At 72.3% G+C, this 14,565-nt stretch carries 19 protein-coding genes and 1 pseudogene; 11 read left to right on the plus strand and 9 right to left on the minus strand.

Going from position 1 to position 14,565, the window contains the following annotated elements; translation table 11 throughout:
• Positions 1-4: 4 nt before the first annotated feature.
• Positions 5-1,120, plus strand: a complete 1,116-nt coding sequence (locus IT780_RS27550) for a PQQ-binding-like beta-propeller repeat protein (RefSeq protein WP_307831413.1) — start codon at positions 5-7, stop codon at positions 1,118-1,120.
• A 16-nt stretch (positions 1,121-1,136) separates the two neighbouring features.
• Here the strand turns inward: IT780_RS27550 and IT780_RS43240 are convergent, their stop codons facing one another.
• The 3 genes and pseudogenes from IT780_RS43240 to IT780_RS27560 all read right to left on the minus strand — a co-directional run bounded on the left by IT780_RS43240 (position 1,137) and on the right by IT780_RS27560 (position 2,712).
• Positions 1,137-1,760: a hypothetical protein gene (locus IT780_RS43240; protein WP_307831433.1), complete on the minus strand. Its 624-nt coding sequence runs from the start codon at positions 1,758-1,760 to the stop codon at positions 1,137-1,139.
• 153 nt (positions 1,761-1,913) lie between these two features.
• Positions 1,914-2,255: pseudogene (locus IT780_RS43245) on the minus strand (cellulose binding domain-containing protein); the annotation flags it as partial.
• Positions 2,256-2,397: 142 nt separating this feature from the next.
• Positions 2,398-2,712: a hypothetical protein gene (locus IT780_RS27560; RefSeq protein WP_199514694.1), complete on the minus strand. Its 315-nt coding sequence runs from the start codon at positions 2,710-2,712 to the stop codon at positions 2,398-2,400.
• A gap of 112 nt (positions 2,713-2,824) precedes the next feature.
• Here IT780_RS27560 and IT780_RS27565 point away from each other — a divergent pair, with 112 nt between their 5' ends.
• Both IT780_RS27565 and IT780_RS27570 read left to right on the plus strand, forming a co-directional pair.
• Entirely contained in the window at positions 2,825-3,514 is a 690-nt protein-coding gene (locus IT780_RS27565) for a DUF4232 domain-containing protein (protein WP_199514695.1), read from the plus strand.
• Positions 3,515-3,604: 90 nt separating this feature from the next.
• The gene (locus tag IT780_RS27570) at positions 3,605-4,381 is read left to right on the plus strand and encodes an SAM-dependent methyltransferase (RefSeq protein WP_199514696.1); all 777 of its coding nucleotides are present in this window, start codon (positions 3,605-3,607) and stop codon (positions 4,379-4,381) included.
• Positions 4,382-4,406: 25 nt separating this feature from the next.
• Here IT780_RS27570 and IT780_RS42165 read toward each other — a convergent pair whose 3' ends face one another.
• The gene (locus IT780_RS42165; RefSeq protein WP_233413621.1) at positions 4,407-4,934 is read right to left on the minus strand and encodes a hypothetical protein; all 528 of its coding nucleotides are present in this window, start codon (positions 4,932-4,934) and stop codon (positions 4,407-4,409) included.
• 233 nt (positions 4,935-5,167) lie between these two features.
• On the opposite strand from IT780_RS42165, the gene IT780_RS27580 reads away from it, so the two are divergent.
• From IT780_RS27580 to IT780_RS27595, 4 genes are read left to right on the plus strand one after another with little or no spacing between them, the layout of a single operon-like run.
• Positions 5,168-5,656 (plus strand): hypothetical protein, encoded by a 489-nt coding sequence (locus tag IT780_RS27580; protein WP_199514698.1) that lies wholly within the window; start codon positions 5,168-5,170, stop codon positions 5,654-5,656.
• Positions 5,653-6,588, plus strand: coding sequence for a cyclase family protein (locus tag IT780_RS27585; RefSeq protein ID WP_199514699.1), 936 nt, complete (start codon positions 5,653-5,655; stop codon positions 6,586-6,588). Before IT780_RS27580 ends, IT780_RS27585 begins: the two co-directional genes overlap by 4 nt.
• 53 nt (positions 6,589-6,641) lie before the next feature.
• Positions 6,642-7,019: a VOC family protein gene (locus tag IT780_RS27590; RefSeq protein WP_199514700.1), complete on the plus strand. Its 378-nt coding sequence runs from the start codon at positions 6,642-6,644 to the stop codon at positions 7,017-7,019.
• Positions 7,020-7,059: 40 nt separating this feature from the next.
• Positions 7,060-7,494: a VOC family protein gene (locus IT780_RS27595; RefSeq protein WP_199514701.1), complete on the plus strand. Its 435-nt coding sequence runs from the start codon at positions 7,060-7,062 to the stop codon at positions 7,492-7,494.
• A gap of 24 nt (positions 7,495-7,518) precedes the next feature.
• Here the strand turns inward: IT780_RS27595 and IT780_RS27600 are convergent, their stop codons facing one another.
• Entirely contained in the window at positions 7,519-7,821 is a 303-nt protein-coding gene (locus tag IT780_RS27600) for a hypothetical protein (protein ID WP_199514702.1), read from the minus strand.
• 26 nt (positions 7,822-7,847) lie between these two features.
• On the minus strand, positions 7,848-8,438 hold the full coding sequence (locus tag IT780_RS27605) for a TetR/AcrR family transcriptional regulator (RefSeq protein WP_307831415.1): 591 nt from the start codon (positions 8,436-8,438) through the stop codon (positions 7,848-7,850).
• Positions 8,439-8,493: 55 nt separating this feature from the next.
• On the opposite strand from IT780_RS27605, the gene IT780_RS27610 reads away from it, so the two are divergent.
• Entirely contained in the window at positions 8,494-9,018 is a 525-nt protein-coding gene (locus tag IT780_RS27610; protein ID WP_199514703.1) for a GNAT family N-acetyltransferase, read from the plus strand.
• 12 nt (positions 9,019-9,030) lie between these two features.
• Here IT780_RS27610 and IT780_RS27615 read toward each other — a convergent pair whose 3' ends face one another.
• Genes IT780_RS27615 through IT780_RS27625 form a run of 3 tightly spaced genes read right to left on the minus strand, consistent with a single transcriptional unit; the run spans position 9,031 to position 11,200 of the window.
• Positions 9,031-9,573: a P-loop nucleotide/nucleoside kinase family protein gene (locus IT780_RS27615; protein WP_199514704.1), complete on the minus strand. Its 543-nt coding sequence runs from the start codon at positions 9,571-9,573 to the stop codon at positions 9,031-9,033.
• Entirely contained in the window at positions 9,543-10,019 is a 477-nt protein-coding gene (locus IT780_RS27620; RefSeq protein ID WP_199514705.1) for an LIC_13387 family protein, read from the minus strand. The genes IT780_RS27615 and IT780_RS27620 overlap by 31 nt, the downstream gene beginning before the upstream one ends.
• Positions 10,016-11,200, minus strand: a complete 1,185-nt coding sequence (locus tag IT780_RS27625) for an FAD-dependent monooxygenase (RefSeq protein ID WP_199514706.1) — start codon at positions 11,198-11,200, stop codon at positions 10,016-10,018. The genes IT780_RS27620 and IT780_RS27625 overlap by 4 nt, the downstream gene beginning before the upstream one ends.
• Before the next feature lie 54 nt (positions 11,201-11,254).
• Between IT780_RS27625 and IT780_RS27630 the strand changes: the two genes are divergently transcribed.
• From IT780_RS27630 to thrS, 3 genes are all read left to right on the plus strand, one after another.
• Positions 11,255-11,854 carry a TetR/AcrR family transcriptional regulator gene (locus tag IT780_RS27630; protein ID WP_199514707.1) on the plus strand — a complete coding sequence of 200 codons (600 nt, stop codon included), beginning with the start codon at positions 11,255-11,257 and terminating at the stop codon, positions 11,852-11,854.
• Between the two features lie 132 nt (positions 11,855-11,986).
• Positions 11,987-13,105, plus strand: coding sequence for a glycoside hydrolase family 12 protein (locus tag IT780_RS27635; protein WP_199514708.1), 1,119 nt, complete (start codon positions 11,987-11,989; stop codon positions 13,103-13,105).
• A 245-nt stretch (positions 13,106-13,350) separates the two neighbouring features.
• Positions 13,351-14,565, plus strand: coding sequence for a threonine--tRNA ligase (gene thrS, locus IT780_RS27640; RefSeq protein ID WP_199514709.1), 1,215 nt, complete (start codon positions 13,351-13,353; stop codon positions 14,563-14,565).

Consider the following 14,565-nt stretch of genomic DNA (forward strand, 5'->3'; position numbering starts at 1 on the left):
ACATGTGCGTACGCTGACCGCCTTCGTGGCCCTGATCTGCACCCTCGCCCTCGGCGTCCCGGCCCGGGCGGCCGTCGCGGCGACACCCGCGTTCAACTCGACCGTGTGGGCGCTCGCGTTCCGTGGCGACACTGTCTACGTCGGAGGATCCTTCACCGAGGTCACGTTCCGGGGCCACACGTACCCCCGCAAGCGGCTGGCGGCCTTCAGTGCGCGTACCGGGGCGCTCCTGCCCTGGAACCCCACCGCGAACGGCACCGTACGTTCCCTCGCGGTCACGGTGACCGGCCGCCCGGCCGTGTACGCGGCCGGCGACTTCGACACCGTCGCCGGTGCCCGGCGCGACTCGCTGGCCCGCATCGACGCGGTCACCGGCCGGCTCGACCGCTTCTCCCACACGGTGTCGGGCACGGTCGCCACCCTCACCGTCGGCAACGGCCGCGTCTACGTGGGCGGGGCCTTCTCCCGCGTGGACGGTACGGTCCGACGCAACCTCGCCGCGTTCTCGCACGCTTCCGGCGCGCTGGACCGGTCGTTCCACCCCGGCACCGACGGGCGGGTACGAGCGCTCGCCGTCACCCGTACCCGGCTCTACGCGGGAGGCGAGTTCACCCACGTCAACGGCGTCTCCCGCGCGAGGCTGGCCGCTGTCACGCCCACGACCGGCAAGCTGGTCACGGTCTTCCGCCCCGCGGCGCCCCACCTCGTCATGGACCTCGCGGTCTCGCCCACCGGCATCTCCACCGGCACCGGAGGGCCGGGCGGGCGCGCGGTCGGCTACACCCCGTCCGGCGCGGTCCGCTGGACCCACCTCTTCGACGGCGACGTGCACAACCTGGCGGTCCTGGGCGGCACCACGTACGTCGGCGGCCACTTCGACCGGGCCTGCCGCACCACCAGCACCATCCGCCAGCTCGGCTGCCCGGCCGGCTACCAGCCCCGCGTCAAGCTGGCGGCGCTCGACAGCGCGGGCCGGCTGACCGCCTGGAACCCCCGCGCCAACGGCACGTACGGCGTCCAGGTCGTCACGGCGGACGCGGGGCACCGGCGGATCGGGGCGGGCGGGGCGTTCACGTCGATCGGCGGGGCGGGGCGCTACCGCTTCGCCCTCTTCGCCTGACGGCGACCAGGCCCGGTCATCGTGCGGGTGATGGGGTCGGCGGCGGATAAAGAATGAAGACGTGGACCGTCCACGGCCTGTACGGGCCGGGGCACGGGGTGGGGTCGTGGTTGCACGGCGTGTCGTACAGCGTGGACAGGTCGAGCGAACCGGCCCCGACCGCCTGGAACAGTGCGCTGAGCGGTTGCGCGGTGGGGTATCCGCCGGTGGACGACTTGAGGATCAGCGCCGGGTTCGTGAGCGTGAAGGGGCGGTAGTTCACAGGCAGGGAAACATGGAGGGTCTGTCCGGCGGCCATGGTGACAGTGGTCTGGTTGTCAGCCTCGGTCAGGTTGATATCTCCGCCCGGCGATGCGTAGGCGACATTGACGTGGATCGTCCACTGATGGACCGGCATCCCGCACGGTGGCGTCGCGTGCTGACATGGGTCATCAGTCTGGGTGGAGAGAACGAGTGAACCGTTCCCGACCGCCTTGAACAACTCCTTCAACGGTTGTCCGGTGGGATATCCGCCGCTGGTGGACAGGAGGGTCATTGCCGCGTTCGTGGACGTGAACGGTCGGTAGTTGGCCGGCAGGGAGACGCCGAGGGTCTGCCCTACCACCAGGTCGACCGTGGTCTGGGTATCGGCCTCGGTCACGTTGACATCCCCGGACCCCGGCGGCGTGCTGCTGCTGCTGCTCGCCGGCGAGGAGGTCGGTCGGGTGGCGTCGTTGCCGCAACTCAACACCGGTGCCGTGTCAGTGCCGGCCAGCTGCAGACCGAAGGTCGTGGAGGCGCCCGGAGCAAGCCTGCCGTTCCACGCGGCGTTGACAGCGGTCGCCGCGTGGCCCGACGTGCTGACGACGGCGTTCCACGAGCTGACGATCCGCTGGCCGTCCGCCATCGCCCACGTCACCGACCAGGTCGTCGCGGTCGTCGCGGCGGTGTTGGCGACCGTGACGGTGACAACCTCACCCGCCGTCGAGCCACTTCCCCAATGCGAGTCGATACGCGCCGTCGCCTGGCATCCGCCTGCCCCGGTGTCCGCCGAGGCGCTACCAACCGCCCCGGATATCACTGCGAATGCTGCTATTGCGGTCATCGCCACCGCCAGCCCGGGCGCCGCAAGAGCCATTCGTCTGGACAACGCCATGTCGACGCACCCTCTTCGAAATTGATGTTCGCCTATGTCCAAGCACGATATACGTGCAGGGTCGAAGGTGGGAGCGCTGACGTGATTTCACATCGACCGCGCAAAGCTAAGTGCGGGCAGAATGCGATTCTCGGCGATACGGTCAGCTCGCGGGCTTCTGCTTGCGCCGCCGGGCGCGTACGACCCGGACCGGGGTGGAGGAGTGCAGGTAGAGGCTGCGGCGTTTCTCGCCGCGGGCCAAGTGCACCTCGACGACGTCACGGACGGCCGCGTCGACGCTCGCGACTCGGTAGCGTTCCGCGCCGGAGATGATCAGGTCGCCGGGACGCACATGCGAAGGGGACTGCACGATGCTCTCGCGGCCGAGCACAGCGCCGGTGCCGACCCGGGGAAGGGTGGCGATCCAGGTCGCAAAGGTGTCCGTGTTCGTCGCGCGAGCGGTTCGGATGCCCCGCATGGCCGGCCCCCACGGTGTCGACGCTGCCCTTCTCAGGTCGTGAGTATCGGCGGCCGGTGGCCCCGGTTGAGCCAAACGGCCGGCGTTTGTGCCGAGCGGGCAGGATGGGCGCGTGACGGGATCCCGGATGCGCAGCCTCGCCGCGCTGGTCGCCCTCGCGGCGCTGCTCACCGGGTGTGCCCGGCCGGCCACGACGGCCGGTTCCGGGCTGCCCGTCTCCCGGTCCGAGCCGGCGCGATCAGCCTCGGCGCGGCCCACCCCGTCCGCGACCGTTGTCACCTGCCCGCCCGACGGCGTACGGCTCGAGCTGGGTACGGGGGACGCCGCGATGGGGCTGCGGGTGCTCGGCATCACGCTGGTCAACTGCGGCACGCGGGCCTACCGGCTCGACGGCTACCCCGGCGTACGGTCGCTCGCCGAGGACCGGACGGCGCTGCGGGTGCGGGTCCTGCACGGGCTCGAGGAGATCGTCGGCTCGGCGCTGCCGTCGGACGGCCCGCCCGAGCCGGTGCTGCTGGACCCGGGCCGGCGCGCCCGCACGGCGGTGGCCTGGCGCAACACGTACGACGACATCCGGCAGCCCCCGGTGACCGTGGCGTCGCTCGAGATCGCGCCACGGCCCGGCGGCCCGGCGCAGCTCCTCCGTCCGTCCGGCGGCCTGGACCTCGGCAGCACCGGCCGCCTCGGGGTCGCCGCGTGGCGGCTGCTCCCGGACACCCCCGTCCCGTCGGCCCCCGCCGGCCGTCCGGTGCCCGGCGTCTCCGCCCCGGAACCTGTGGAATCCGCCGGGCCGCTGCTCTGATCCGTCCTTAATGGACCCGGTGACCCCTGCGCGAGCGCGGCATTGGCTAGGATCGCTGCCTGACCGCCGCCTCCTGAGGAAGGGGTTCCGATGACCGACCCCGACATCGACGTCACTCGGCCGAGCAGCGCGCGGGTGTGGAACTACCTGCTGGACGGCAAGGACAACTTCGCCGTCGACCGCGAGCTGGGCGACGCGCTCCGCTCGGCGAACCCGGGGATCGTGGCGGTCGCCCGGTCCCAGCGCCGGTTCCTCATCCAGGCGGTCACGCACCTGGCCGGCGAGGTGGGCATCCGGCAGTTCCTCGACATCGGCACCGGCCTGCCGACGGCCGACAACACCCACGAGGTCGCCCAGCGGGTGGCGCCGGAGTCACGGATCGTCTACGTCGACAACGACCCGCTGGTCCTGGCACACGCCCGCGCGCTGCTGACCAGCTCGCCCGCGGGGCGGACCGCGTACATCGACTCCCGCGTCGAGGACCCCGAGCGCATCCTGGCCGAGGCCGCCCGCACCCTCGACCTCACCCGGCCCGTGGCGCTGACGATGATCGGCATCCTGGGCAACGTCGCCGACTACGCCGAGGCCCGGTCGATCGTCGAGCGCCTGCTCGCCGCGGTGCCCTCCGGCAGCTACCTGGCGGTCAGCGACGGCACGAGCACCAGCGCGCAGAGCGTGGAGAGCCAGCGGGTCGCCAAGCAGAGCGGCCACCCGTACAACCTGCGGACGCCGGAGGAGATCGGCGGCTACTTCGAGGGCCTGGAGCTCCTCGAGCCGGGCGTCGTCTCGACCCCGCTGTGGCGCCCGCAGCCGGGAACGAACGAGCAACCGCTCGACGTGTACTGCGCGGTGGGCCGCAAGCCCTGATCCGACGCGGCGGTTCTAGGCCGGCTCATTTCCTGCACCGATCGGTGTTCCGGTACTCGCGGATCACGTTGTCGGCGCCGGTGGCCCAGAGCGCGATCACCTCATCGGACGGCTTGGACCTCCACTCGCCGTCGATCCGCACCAGGGTTGTCCTCGCCGAGGTGGACAGCTCCACCACGGCCCGGTTCTCGTTCTCCATCCGGACGGTCTTCACGGACGGTGCCGGGGATGGTGACCGAGACCCGCACTCGACCATGATGCGGACGTAGTCCGCCCTGCTGATGGCTTGCTGAACCTCGGGAACGAACAGCTCCCAAGCGGCGGAATAGTCACCCATGGCGAATCGGTCCTCGAGATTCAAGGCGGCAGTCCCGGCGGCTTGGGTCGCCCCCGTCTGCCCTCCGGTGGAGGGCGGACGGCTGTCACGGATCGGTGAGTCGCTCGGCATGGCCGAGGCTGCCGGTCCCGTCGCTTTCCCCTCCGGCCGGGGATCTGTGGCGCGGTTGATCAGGGCCGCGCCGAGGACGCCGGCGAGGCCGAGGACCGCCGTCACGGCAGCCGACAACAATGCCACCTGGTGCTGCGGCCCGAGCGACCTGACCCACTGCCGAACGCGACTGATTCTCGGTGTCACACCGTTTCGGTCCCGCATCCAAGATGTCCCCTCGCGCGACGCCGCAGCGTCATGGATGTCGCCTTTCCGAGCTGCGGGTACGTGTGTGGCCTGGCGCCGGATCACAGGTGACGACTTTCCGACCCGTCCGGGGAATGGAGGATGATGTTGCTATGCGGATCGGCGGGCGGCGGCTGGGTGTCGTGGTGGCGGTGCTTCTGCTCGTCCTCGGGCTGGCTCTTGGCGGGGTCGCCTTCCTGCGGTGGAAGGCGGCCGGCGTCGCCCATGCCGTCACCCCGCCCGCGGGCGCGGTCGCGCCCACCCCCGACGGCCCGAGATTCCCGGGCGACGTCATCGACCGCGCCGGCATCGTGGCGTTCGGCCTGCGCAATGACCGGGGGGACGCGACCGTGCGGATGTACGCGCTGCCGTCCGGGTCGCCGTGGCTGCAGGCGCGGAAGGTCGTCGCCACGCAGCTCGACCACTGGGAGCAGCTCGGGGACTGCGCCGATGACGCCGACGCGGTGATCGTCGAGTGCGCGTGGCGGGAGCCGACCCGGTGGTGGCCCCGGAAGGTCGTCCTGACCATGATGCGGACGGCCGCGGCCGACGGCGGCCGGTCCCGGTCAATCTACGTGGTCATCGGATCGGGGCTGGGATGACGACGCAGGACGACGTGCTCGGGTACTTCGAGACGCTGTCGAACTGGGGGCGGTGGGGTGCCGACGACGAGCGCGGGACGCTGAACCACATCACCGACGCCGTACGGCTGGCGGCGGCGCGAGCCGTGCGTCACGGGCGGAGCGTGTCGTGTGGGTGGGAGGTTGCCGTACCGGGGGAGATGGAGCGGTCGACCACGTCGTGCCCGCGCGCCGCCGACATGCCCGGTGCGGAGAGCATGCCCGCGGCCTTCCACGCGGACCGGCGCTGGGGCTTCTCGTCGGAGCGGCTGGGCATGACGTTCCACGGCAACACCGTGACCCATCTCGACTCGCCGTGCCACCTGTTCTGGGACGGCACGATGTACAACGGACGGTCGCACGCGCTGGTCGACGCCGCCACGGGATCGGCGTGGGCGGCGGTCACGGCGGCCGCGGACGGGATCGTCACGCGCGGGGTCCTGCTGGACGTCGCGGCCGTGCGTGGGGTGCCGTGGCTGGAGCCGGGGGAGGGCGTGGTTCCCGGCGATCTCGAGGAGGCCGAGCGCCGCCAGGGGGTGCGGGTGGGGCCCGGCGATGCGGTGCTCCTGCGGACCGGTCACGGCCGGTTCCGGCACGAGTCCGGCGCCGGCGGCGGTTTCACGTACGCCGGTTGGCACGCGTCCTGCCTGCCGTGGCTGCGCGAACGCGAGGTGGCGCTGATCGGCGCGGACACCCCGCAGGACGTGCAGCCGTCCGGGTACGACGCCGTGCTGATGCCGGTCCATGCCGTGGGCCTCGTCGCGATGGGACTGTGGCTGCTCGACAACTGCGACCTGGAGGCGTGCGCGGCGACGGCCTCCGACCTGGGGCAGTGGGACTTCCAGCTGGCCGTCGCGCCGGTCCGCCTCGCCGGTACGTCCGGCAGCCCGGTCAATCCGATCGCCACATTCTGATCCTCGCGGATATGCGGTCGTGTCCTGACCGCAATTGTCGGCAGGATGAGGTCATGACTTCTTCGTGGAAGATCGAACTCATCCCCGTGCCGGTCACCGACGTCGACCGCGCCAAGGCGTTCTACGAGCGGATCGGCTTCCACGCCGACCACGACCACAAGGTGCAGGACGGCCTGCGGTTCGTCCAGCTGACGCCGCCGGGATCGGCCTGTTCGATCGTGATCGGCGAGGGCGTCACCGAGAAGGTGCCGGGCAGCCAGGAGATCCAGGTCGTGGTGGCCGACGCCGACGCGGCCCGCGGTCAGCTCACGGACGCCGGCATCGAGGCGAGTGCCGTCGACGAGCAGCCGTGGGGCAGGTTCGTCCACTTCAGCGACCCCGACGGCAACCGCTGGTCGCTGCAGGCCATCGGTTCGCGGCCGAACGGGTGAGGATGTCAGCCAGGCGTACGCAACGATCTAGGGTGGAATGATGGCATCAGTCAGGCAGGTCCAGGTCACTTTCGACTGCGCGGACCCGGAGCGCGTCGCCCGGTTCTGGTGCGAGGTGCTGGGGTACGTCGTACCGCAGCCGCCGCCGGGCTTCGAGAGCTGGGACGCGTTCAACAGCGCGTTGCCGCCCGAGCGTCAGGGTTCGGCCTTCGCGTGCGTCGACCCGACGGGCGCCGGCCCGCGGCTGTTCTTCCAGCGGGTACCCGAGGGCAAGGTCGTCAAGAACCGGGTGCACCTCGACGTCCGGGTCGGCCTGGGGCTCACGGGCGATGAGCGCCTGGCCGCCCTGGAGACCGAGGGCGACCGGCTGACGGCGCTCGGCGCCAAGCGCGTGGAGCTGCTGCGTGCCGACGGCTTCAACGAGTCGTGCCTCGTGATGCAGGATGTCGAGGGCAACGAGTTCTGCCTCGACTGAGCACCGGGTCGCGGGTGCCTCCGCTCAATCCTCGGCGCGGTGCCGCCCGCCGCCGCTGCGCCCGGGCGCGCCCGTGCCCGTGGCCGACCGGCCGGGGTCGGGGTCGGGCGTGCTCGACCGGCCGAGGTGGGGGCCGGGCGTGCTCGACCGGCTGGGGCGGGGGCCAGGGCCGGGGGCGCCGTCCTGGGCCGCCTCGTCGCCGATCCACGCGGACGGGGCGGCGGCCACGTCGGTGCGCAGGTCCGACAGCCAGCCCTCCAGCTCGTCGCCGGGTGGGCCCGGATCGGCTGCCTCGCCGCTGGAGCCGGGTTCCTCGAGGGCGGTCATGTCGCGCTCCGATCGATGGGGTGCGGTCATGCCGAGGGTAGCGGGCCGGTGCGAGACGCCGGCCGGAGCAGCGGGAGCTGGTGGGCGATCGCGGCGGACACCCGCTTGTGGTCGCCCGTCGCGAGAAGGTCCAGCAGGGCACCCCGGAGAACGGCCAGCGCGAGGGTACGGCGTGCGCTTCCGTCCGCGCTGTGCCGTTCCCGCGCGGGCTGGCAGTCGGCGAGGAGCGCCAGCCAGTCGTGCACCGTCGCCGCGGCGAAGTCACCCCACACGCCACCGGGTTCGACGAGCGAACGGGCGTAGCTTTCGGCCCACAGCGTGAGCACCGGCCGGTGGTCCGGGGTGGCCAGCCACGCCCAAAGGCACTCGACGGCGGTGGTCAGGCCGATGGTGGCCGCGTCTCCGGATGCCCGGACGTGATCCAGGGCAGCGAGCTCGTCCGTGCGGGCGCGCGCCAGCACCGCCCGTACCAGTCCCTCCTTGCTGCCGAAGAGGAAGACCAGCACGCGGGGGCTGGAGCCGATCGCCGCGGCCAGCGGTCGCAGGGACAGCTGCGTCAGGCCGTGCTCGAGGACGTACCGGTACGTGGCCTCCAGCAGCTCCTCTTTGCGGGTCACCGGCGTAGCATAGCGTCTACTGAAACGACTGTTTCAGTAGACGGGAGGCTCGCCCATGGCCACGGATCGCCGGCACGGTTCCCGCGTCGTCGTGCGCCCGGCCCGGAGCCCGGGAGACCTGGGCTGGACGGTCATGGCGCACGGCGAGGTGTACGCCGCCCAGTTCGGCTGGAACACCGACTTCGAGGCGCTGGTCGCGAAGATCGTCGCCGATTACGCCACCGGGCACGACCTGTCCCGCGAGGCTGCCTGGATCGCCGAGGTCGACGGGCGGCGCGCCGGATGCGTCTACCTCGTCGCGGGGGAGGAGGCCGGGACGGCGCAGCTGCGGATCCTGCTCGTCACCCCGGACGCCCGCGGCCTGGGCATCGGTGCCCGGCTCGTCGGGGAGTGCCTCGCCTTCGCACGCGCGGCCGGTTACCGGCGGGTCGTGCTGTGGACAAACGACGTGCTCGTGTCCGCCCGCCGGATCTACCAGGCCGCCGGCTTCACCCTCGACGGCGAGGAACCCCACCACAGCTTCGGCCACGACCTCGTCGGGCAGACGTGGTCGCTGGACCTTCAGCCGCGCAGCGCATGATCGCGCCGGGCGTCAGGAGACCGAGGAAGGCCAGCGGTGCGTACGCCACTCCCGCCAGGTCGCGAACCCGGCCGGCGGCTCGCCGATGGGCTCGCTGCCGTCGACCTCGCCCGGCGTGGGGGTCTCGAACGCCGCCGCCCACCCGGTCAGTTCCTCGTCGGACATCGGCCACGTCGAGTGCGCTGCGTCGGCCTGGCGCTGGTCGCGGCGGGTCCGCTGCTCGGCGAGGGTGACCCCCAAGTAGCGCAGCTCCACCGCCGCGCCGAGATCCGCCGCCGCCCGGCGGAGCGCGGAACGCTCGTCCCGGCTCCACAACCCGTAGTCGATGACGACGTTGAGGCCCAGCTCGAGGGCGCGCAGCCCGATCTCGATCAGCCGGCCCTCGATCACGTCACCGGCCGACGGCGGGTTGTGCGGCCCGTAGAGAGCCTTGACCCACTCGTCCTTCGTGAGCCGAAGTGCCTCATGCTCGATCTCGATGCTCCGGGCGGCGGTGGTCTTCCCGGCGCACGGGAGTCCCACCATCAGGAACAGCGTCGGCTGCCTCGTGTCCATGTCACAGATCTTCCGGTATCCGCGTCGCGCCGGTCGCGGGTGAGGGCGTAGCCGAACGCCGCGCAGCTCACGCCGAGCAACACGATCGGCGGCGGCGGAAACAGCAGGGCCGCGAGGACCAGCGCCGGCAGCACGATGCCCAGATTGAGCACCAGGGCGGCCCGCCCGTCGAGGAACAGGTGCGGCGCGCGGCGCAGGACGAGCAGGTTCAGCGCCCCGAGGCCGGCGATGAACAGGGCCATCGCCAGGCTGAACCCGGTGAAGAGCTGCCAGAGCGTGCGATCCGTACCGGCGACGGTGACGTGGGTGGCGGCCATCGTCCGGCGGGCGGCCTGTTCGCCGGACGATGGCGTAGCGGCGCTGCCGGCCGCCACCACAATGGCGTGAACGACCCCGGTGACGACCAGGGACCAGGCCCCGACGGCGCAAGCGTGCTTCGACCTCATGACTGCTCCTGTGTGGTGGGTACGGGCGGACGCCACGTGGCGGCGGCGTCGAATCCGCGCAGCGCGAAGCGGTCGGGGGCGAGGCGTACGGTGGCGTCGCGCACCGCCGCGACGGTGGCGGAGGGACTCTGCGTGAGCCGGCCGAGCAGACGCGACTGGCGGGCGAGCCGGGCGACACGTCCGGTGCGCGCCCGGTCGTAGCGGGCGAGGCCGGCGGCCACCGGGGCACTGCCCGCCATCGCGTGCGCGAGAACGACGGCGTCCTCGATGGCCAGCCCGGCGCCCTGGCCCAGGTTGGGTTCCATCGCGTGGGCGGCATCGCCGAGCAGCGCCACCCGGCCGCGGTGCAGGCCCCGCAGCGACGGCCGCACCGCCAGGATGTCGTGGCGCAGCAGGTCACCCGGCTCGATCGCGTCGAGCAGCGCCGGGATGGGGTCGTGCCAGCGCCCGAACCGGGTACGCAGCTCGGACAGCTCGTCCGCGCGGGGCGTACGGGCGGGGGCGTTCGCGGTGGCGTACACGTAGATCTGATCGGGGCCGACCGGGACGACGCCGAAGCGCTCGGCGCGGCCCCACGTCTCACTGGCCGCGCCGCTCCCGGTGGCGGGGGCGCGAACCACGGCGCGCCAGGCGACGTACCCGCAGTATTCGGCCGGCGGCTGCATAGGCCAGAGCGCCCGGCGTACCCGCGAGTTCACGCCGTCGGCGGCGACGACGAGATCCGCGGGAACGAGCCGGTCGTCGCAGCGGATGCTGGCACGCCGGTCCGGGCCGCCCTCGTCGACGTCGGTGACGGTGGTGCCCAGCCGCAGGCAGCCGGGTGGCAGCGCGGAGGCGAGCAGCTCCGTCAGGCCGGCTCGGACGATCGCCAGCTGCGGACCACCGTAACGGGAGACGACCCGGTCGCCGTCGGTGCGCGAGAGCCATCGACCGTCGGGGCGGCGTACGCCCGAACCGCTCAGAGCCACCGCCTGCGCCTTCAGCCCGTCGCCGAGCCCGAGGACCTCCAGGGCCCGTACGGCGTTCGGCCACAGGATCAGTCCCGCACCGATCGGCTCCAGGGCCGGCGCCCGCTCGTGAACCGCCACGTCCCAGCCCGCCCGGTGCAGGGCGACGGCCGCGGCGAGTCCTCCGACGCCCCCGCCGACCACCGCGGCAGATCGTCGTTCCTCTACATCCATAGAGGGAACCCTACAGGTGTAGAGGGTGGATCTCTACGCCGGTAGAGTGTGGTCATGATCTCCACGCGGCACCGACTCGTCGCCGACGCCGCCCTCGACGTGCTGGCCGAGCACGGCTCCCGGGGCCTGACGCACCGCGCGGTGGACACCGCCGCGGGCCTCCCGCCCGGTTCGACCTCGTACTACTACCGCTCCCGCGCGGCCCTGCTCAGCGCGTGCGTCCAGCGCCTGGTGGAGGACGATCACGCCGAGCTGGACGCCCTGGCGCCCGTGGTCACGGCGGCCGACCCGGAGGCTCTGAGCCGGGCCCTCGCCCAGCTCCTGCACCGGTGGCTCACGAGCGGCCGGCGGCGCCACCTGGCCCGCTACGAGCTGACGCTGGAGTCCGTACGCCGTCCGGACGTGGCGGCGGACCTCCACCGCTCCGGCGACGGCCTGCGCCGGCGAATCGCGGAGGTGCTCGCCGGGCTCGGTGCGGGTGACCCGCCCCGCCAGGCCCGATGGCTCGTGGCCTGCATCGACGGCATCCTCTTCGACGCGATCGCGGGGGCGGAGTCGGCCAAGCCGCTGGACGCCGCGCAGCTGGACGCCGCCGCGCGAGACCTCATCAGCGCCGTGCTGCCGGCCGGGCGACGGTCACGAAGCGCACGGTAGCCGCCATGGACACCGGCCGCCGGGGCGCCTAGCATCTGCGCACACCGCATAGACATCCGTCGACGTCTTCGCGCCACCGTCGAAGCGCTTCGATGATGTCGTGCGAGGGCACCCTACGACGATGGGAACACCATGCGAAAGCGAAGAATCGCGCTCTCCGTGGCCGCCGCGGCGGCGGTCACCGCGGGGACGGGCGCCGTCACCGCCCTGCCCGCGAACGCGGCCGCCGGCTGCAGCGTCGCGTACACGGTCAGCAACTCGTGGCAGGGCGGCTTCGGCGCCTCCGTCACGATCACCAACCTCGGTGATGCGGTCAGCTCGTGGTCGTTGGCCTGGTCCTATGCGGCCGGTCAGACGGTCACCCAGGCGTGGAACGCCACCGTGACCCAGAGCGGGTCGGCTGTCACCGCGAGGAACGCCGGGTACAACGGGTCGATCGCGACCAACGGGACCGTGTCGTTCGGGTTCAACGGCTCGTGGACCGGCAGCAACCCGGCGCCCACCGCGTTCACGCTCAACGGCACCGCCTGCACCGGCGGCGTGACCCCGCCGACCGGTCCGACGACGCCCCCGCCGACCACGCCCCCGCCCACCGGCGGCGTGCCGTCGGACGCCGTCTGGGCCGGCTCCGGCCAGTGGGACAGCTGGACCAGCAACGGCTACACGATCTACAACAACATCTGGGGCTCGGGCGCCGGGACCCAGACGACGTGGGCCAGGACGCCGAGCAACTGGGGCGTGGTGGCCAACCATCCGCGGACGAGCGGCATCAAGTCGTACCCGAACGCCAGCTACACCCTGAACCGCACGCTCAGCTCGCTGCGGACGCTCACCAGCTCGTACAACGTGACCGTGCCGGCCTCCGGCGACTACGAGACCGCGTACGACATCTGGGCCAACAACAACGCGTACGAGATCATGATCTGGACCAACAAGCAGGGCGCGGTGGGCCCGATCGCCGAGAAGTACGACGCGAACGGCGCGGTCCCGACGGCCGCGAACGTGACGGTCGGCGGCGCCACGTGGAACATCTACCGCGGCTCGAACGGCGCCAACGCGGTGTTCTCGTTCGTACGGACGAGCAACAGCACCTCCGGCACGCTCGACGTGCTCGCGATGCTGAACTGGCTGCGGACCAACAGCTGGTGGGGTGACGTGACGCTCGGCCAGTTCCAGTTCGGCTACGAGATCTCCGGCACCGCCGGCCAGTCGTCGTTCACCACCAACAGCTACACCCTCGGCTTCAGCTGAGCATGGCCTGGGACCCGCGACGGCGCCGGCACCATCCTGCGAATCGTAAATCGGTTGGCCCGCCGCCGGCGGCGCTCCTAGGATCGGCGCATGAACCTCAGGTCTGTGACGACGACGCCGGGACGTCCCGGCGTACCGTCGCGCTGATCTGATCCAGCGACGAACGTGGCCCCGGGCGAGCTCGCCCGGGGCCTTCGTCGTGCCCGCGGGGCGGGTGCGCCCGGGTGCCGGACAGGGAGACCGCCATGCCCGCCGATCACCGCAAGCTCGGCCGCGACCTCGACATCTTCGACTCGGACCCGCTCATCGGCGCCGGCCTGCCGTTCTGGCTGCCGGCCGGCGCCGCCGCCCGGCACGAGGTCGAGTCCTATCTGTACGACCTCGAGCGCCGCGCCGGATACCAGCACGTGTACTCCCCGGTCCTCGGCAAACGCCGGATGTACGAGCTCTCCGGGCACTGGGACAACTTCAGCGACGACATGTTCCCGCCGATGCGGCTGGGCGAGGAGGACCTCGTCATGCGGCCCAGCCTGTGCCCGCACCACGCGCTCGTGTTCCGCTCGCGGCAGCGCTCGTACCGGGACCTGCCGGTGCGCGTCGCCGAAATAGGCGGCATGTACCGGGCCGAGCGCTCGGGGGTGCTCGGCGGGCTGACCCGCGTACGGTCCATCTCGCTCAACGACGCGCACATCTTCTGCGGCCTGCGGGACGTCGCCGGGGAGGTCGCCGGTGTCCTCGCCCTGATGCGGCAGGCGCACGCGGCGCTGGGGATCGCCGTGTCGTCGTACCAGCTGTCACTGCGCGGCGCCGGCGAGAAGTACGCCGGCGACGAGGAGGGCTGGGCCCAGGGCGAGCGCCTGCTGCAGGAAGCGCTGGACGCGGAGGGGGTGGCGTACGAGGCGGTCGCGGGGGAGGCGGCCTTCTACGGCCCCAAGATCGATGTGCAGATCGCCGACCCGGCCGGCCGCGAGTCCACCCTCGCCACCATCCAGATCGACCTGCATCAGCCCGCACAGTTCGGGCTGGCGTACCGGGCGTCGTCCGGCGCGCTGGAGCGGCCGGTGATGGTGCACCGCAGCCTCGTCGGCTCGCTCGAACGGCTCTTCGCCGCGCTGCTCGAGGCCCACGCCGGTGCCTTCCCCGTCTGGTATGCGCCCGTGCAGGTCGTCGCGCTCCCGGTGGGAGCCGCGGAACGGGACGCGGCCGCAGCGTTCCGCCGCGCGGCGATGGACGCGGGGCTGCGGGCCGAGGTGGACGACGACGGCTCGCTCGGGGCGCGGATCCGGAGTGCCGCGGGGCGCAAGGTGCCGTACGTCGCCGTGATCGGCGAGCGCGAGGCGTCCGGCGGTGAGGTGGCGCTGCGCCTGCGCGACGGCCGCCGGCTGCCCGCCATGCCGGCCGCGGAGGCCATCGCGCTGATCGGGGACGTCGCTGCCCGCCGTACCCTCGCGCTGGGGTGA

Origin of the sequence: Nucisporomicrobium flavum, from assembly GCF_016464385.1 — a bacterium.
In the GTDB taxonomy this organism is placed as follows: Bacteria; Actinomycetota; Actinomycetes; order Mycobacteriales; family Micromonosporaceae; genus Actinoplanes; species Actinoplanes flavus_A.

What these genes read in the sequence shown, in the direction of transcription:
- IT780_RS27630 (WP_199514707.1), top strand. Translation starts at nt 11,255, where the DNA reads ATGATCTCCACGCGGCACCGACTCGTCGCCGACGCCGCCCTCGACGTG.
- IT780_RS27615 (WP_199514704.1), bottom strand. Translation starts at nt 9,573, where the DNA reads ATGGACACGAGGCAGCCGACGCTGTTCCTGATGGTGGGACTCCCGTGC.
- IT780_RS27590 (WP_199514700.1), top strand. Translation starts at nt 6,642, where the DNA reads ATGACTTCTTCGTGGAAGATCGAACTCATCCCCGTGCCGGTCACCGAC.
- IT780_RS27595 (WP_199514701.1), top strand. Translation starts at nt 7,060, where the DNA reads ATGGCATCAGTCAGGCAGGTCCAGGTCACTTTCGACTGCGCGGACCCG.
- IT780_RS27560 (WP_199514694.1), bottom strand. Translation starts at nt 2,712, where the DNA reads ATGCGGGGCATCCGAACCGCTCGCGCGACGAACACGGACACCTTTGCG.
- IT780_RS27585 (WP_199514699.1), top strand. Translation starts at nt 5,653, where the DNA reads ATGACGACGCAGGACGACGTGCTCGGGTACTTCGAGACGCTGTCGAAC.
- IT780_RS27620 (WP_199514705.1), bottom strand. Translation starts at nt 10,019, where the DNA reads ATGAGGTCGAAGCACGCTTGCGCCGTCGGGGCCTGGTCCCTGGTCGTC.
- IT780_RS27600 (WP_199514702.1), bottom strand. Translation starts at nt 7,821, where the DNA reads ATGACCGCCCTCGAGGAACCCGGCTCCAGCGGCGAGGCAGCCGATCCG.
- IT780_RS27570 (WP_199514696.1), top strand. Translation starts at nt 3,605, where the DNA reads ATGACCGACCCCGACATCGACGTCACTCGGCCGAGCAGCGCGCGGGTG.
- IT780_RS27625 (WP_199514706.1), bottom strand. Translation starts at nt 11,200, where the DNA reads ATGGATGTAGAGGAACGACGATCTGCCGCGGTGGTCGGCGGGGGCGTC.
- IT780_RS27635 (WP_199514708.1), top strand. Translation starts at nt 11,987, where the DNA reads ATGCGAAAGCGAAGAATCGCGCTCTCCGTGGCCGCCGCGGCGGCGGTC.
- thrS (WP_199514709.1), top strand. Translation starts at nt 13,351, where the DNA reads ATGCCCGCCGATCACCGCAAGCTCGGCCGCGACCTCGACATCTTCGAC.
- IT780_RS27610 (WP_199514703.1), top strand. Translation starts at nt 8,494, where the DNA reads ATGGCCACGGATCGCCGGCACGGTTCCCGCGTCGTCGTGCGCCCGGCC.
- IT780_RS27580 (WP_199514698.1), top strand. Translation starts at nt 5,168, where the DNA reads ATGCGGATCGGCGGGCGGCGGCTGGGTGTCGTGGTGGCGGTGCTTCTG.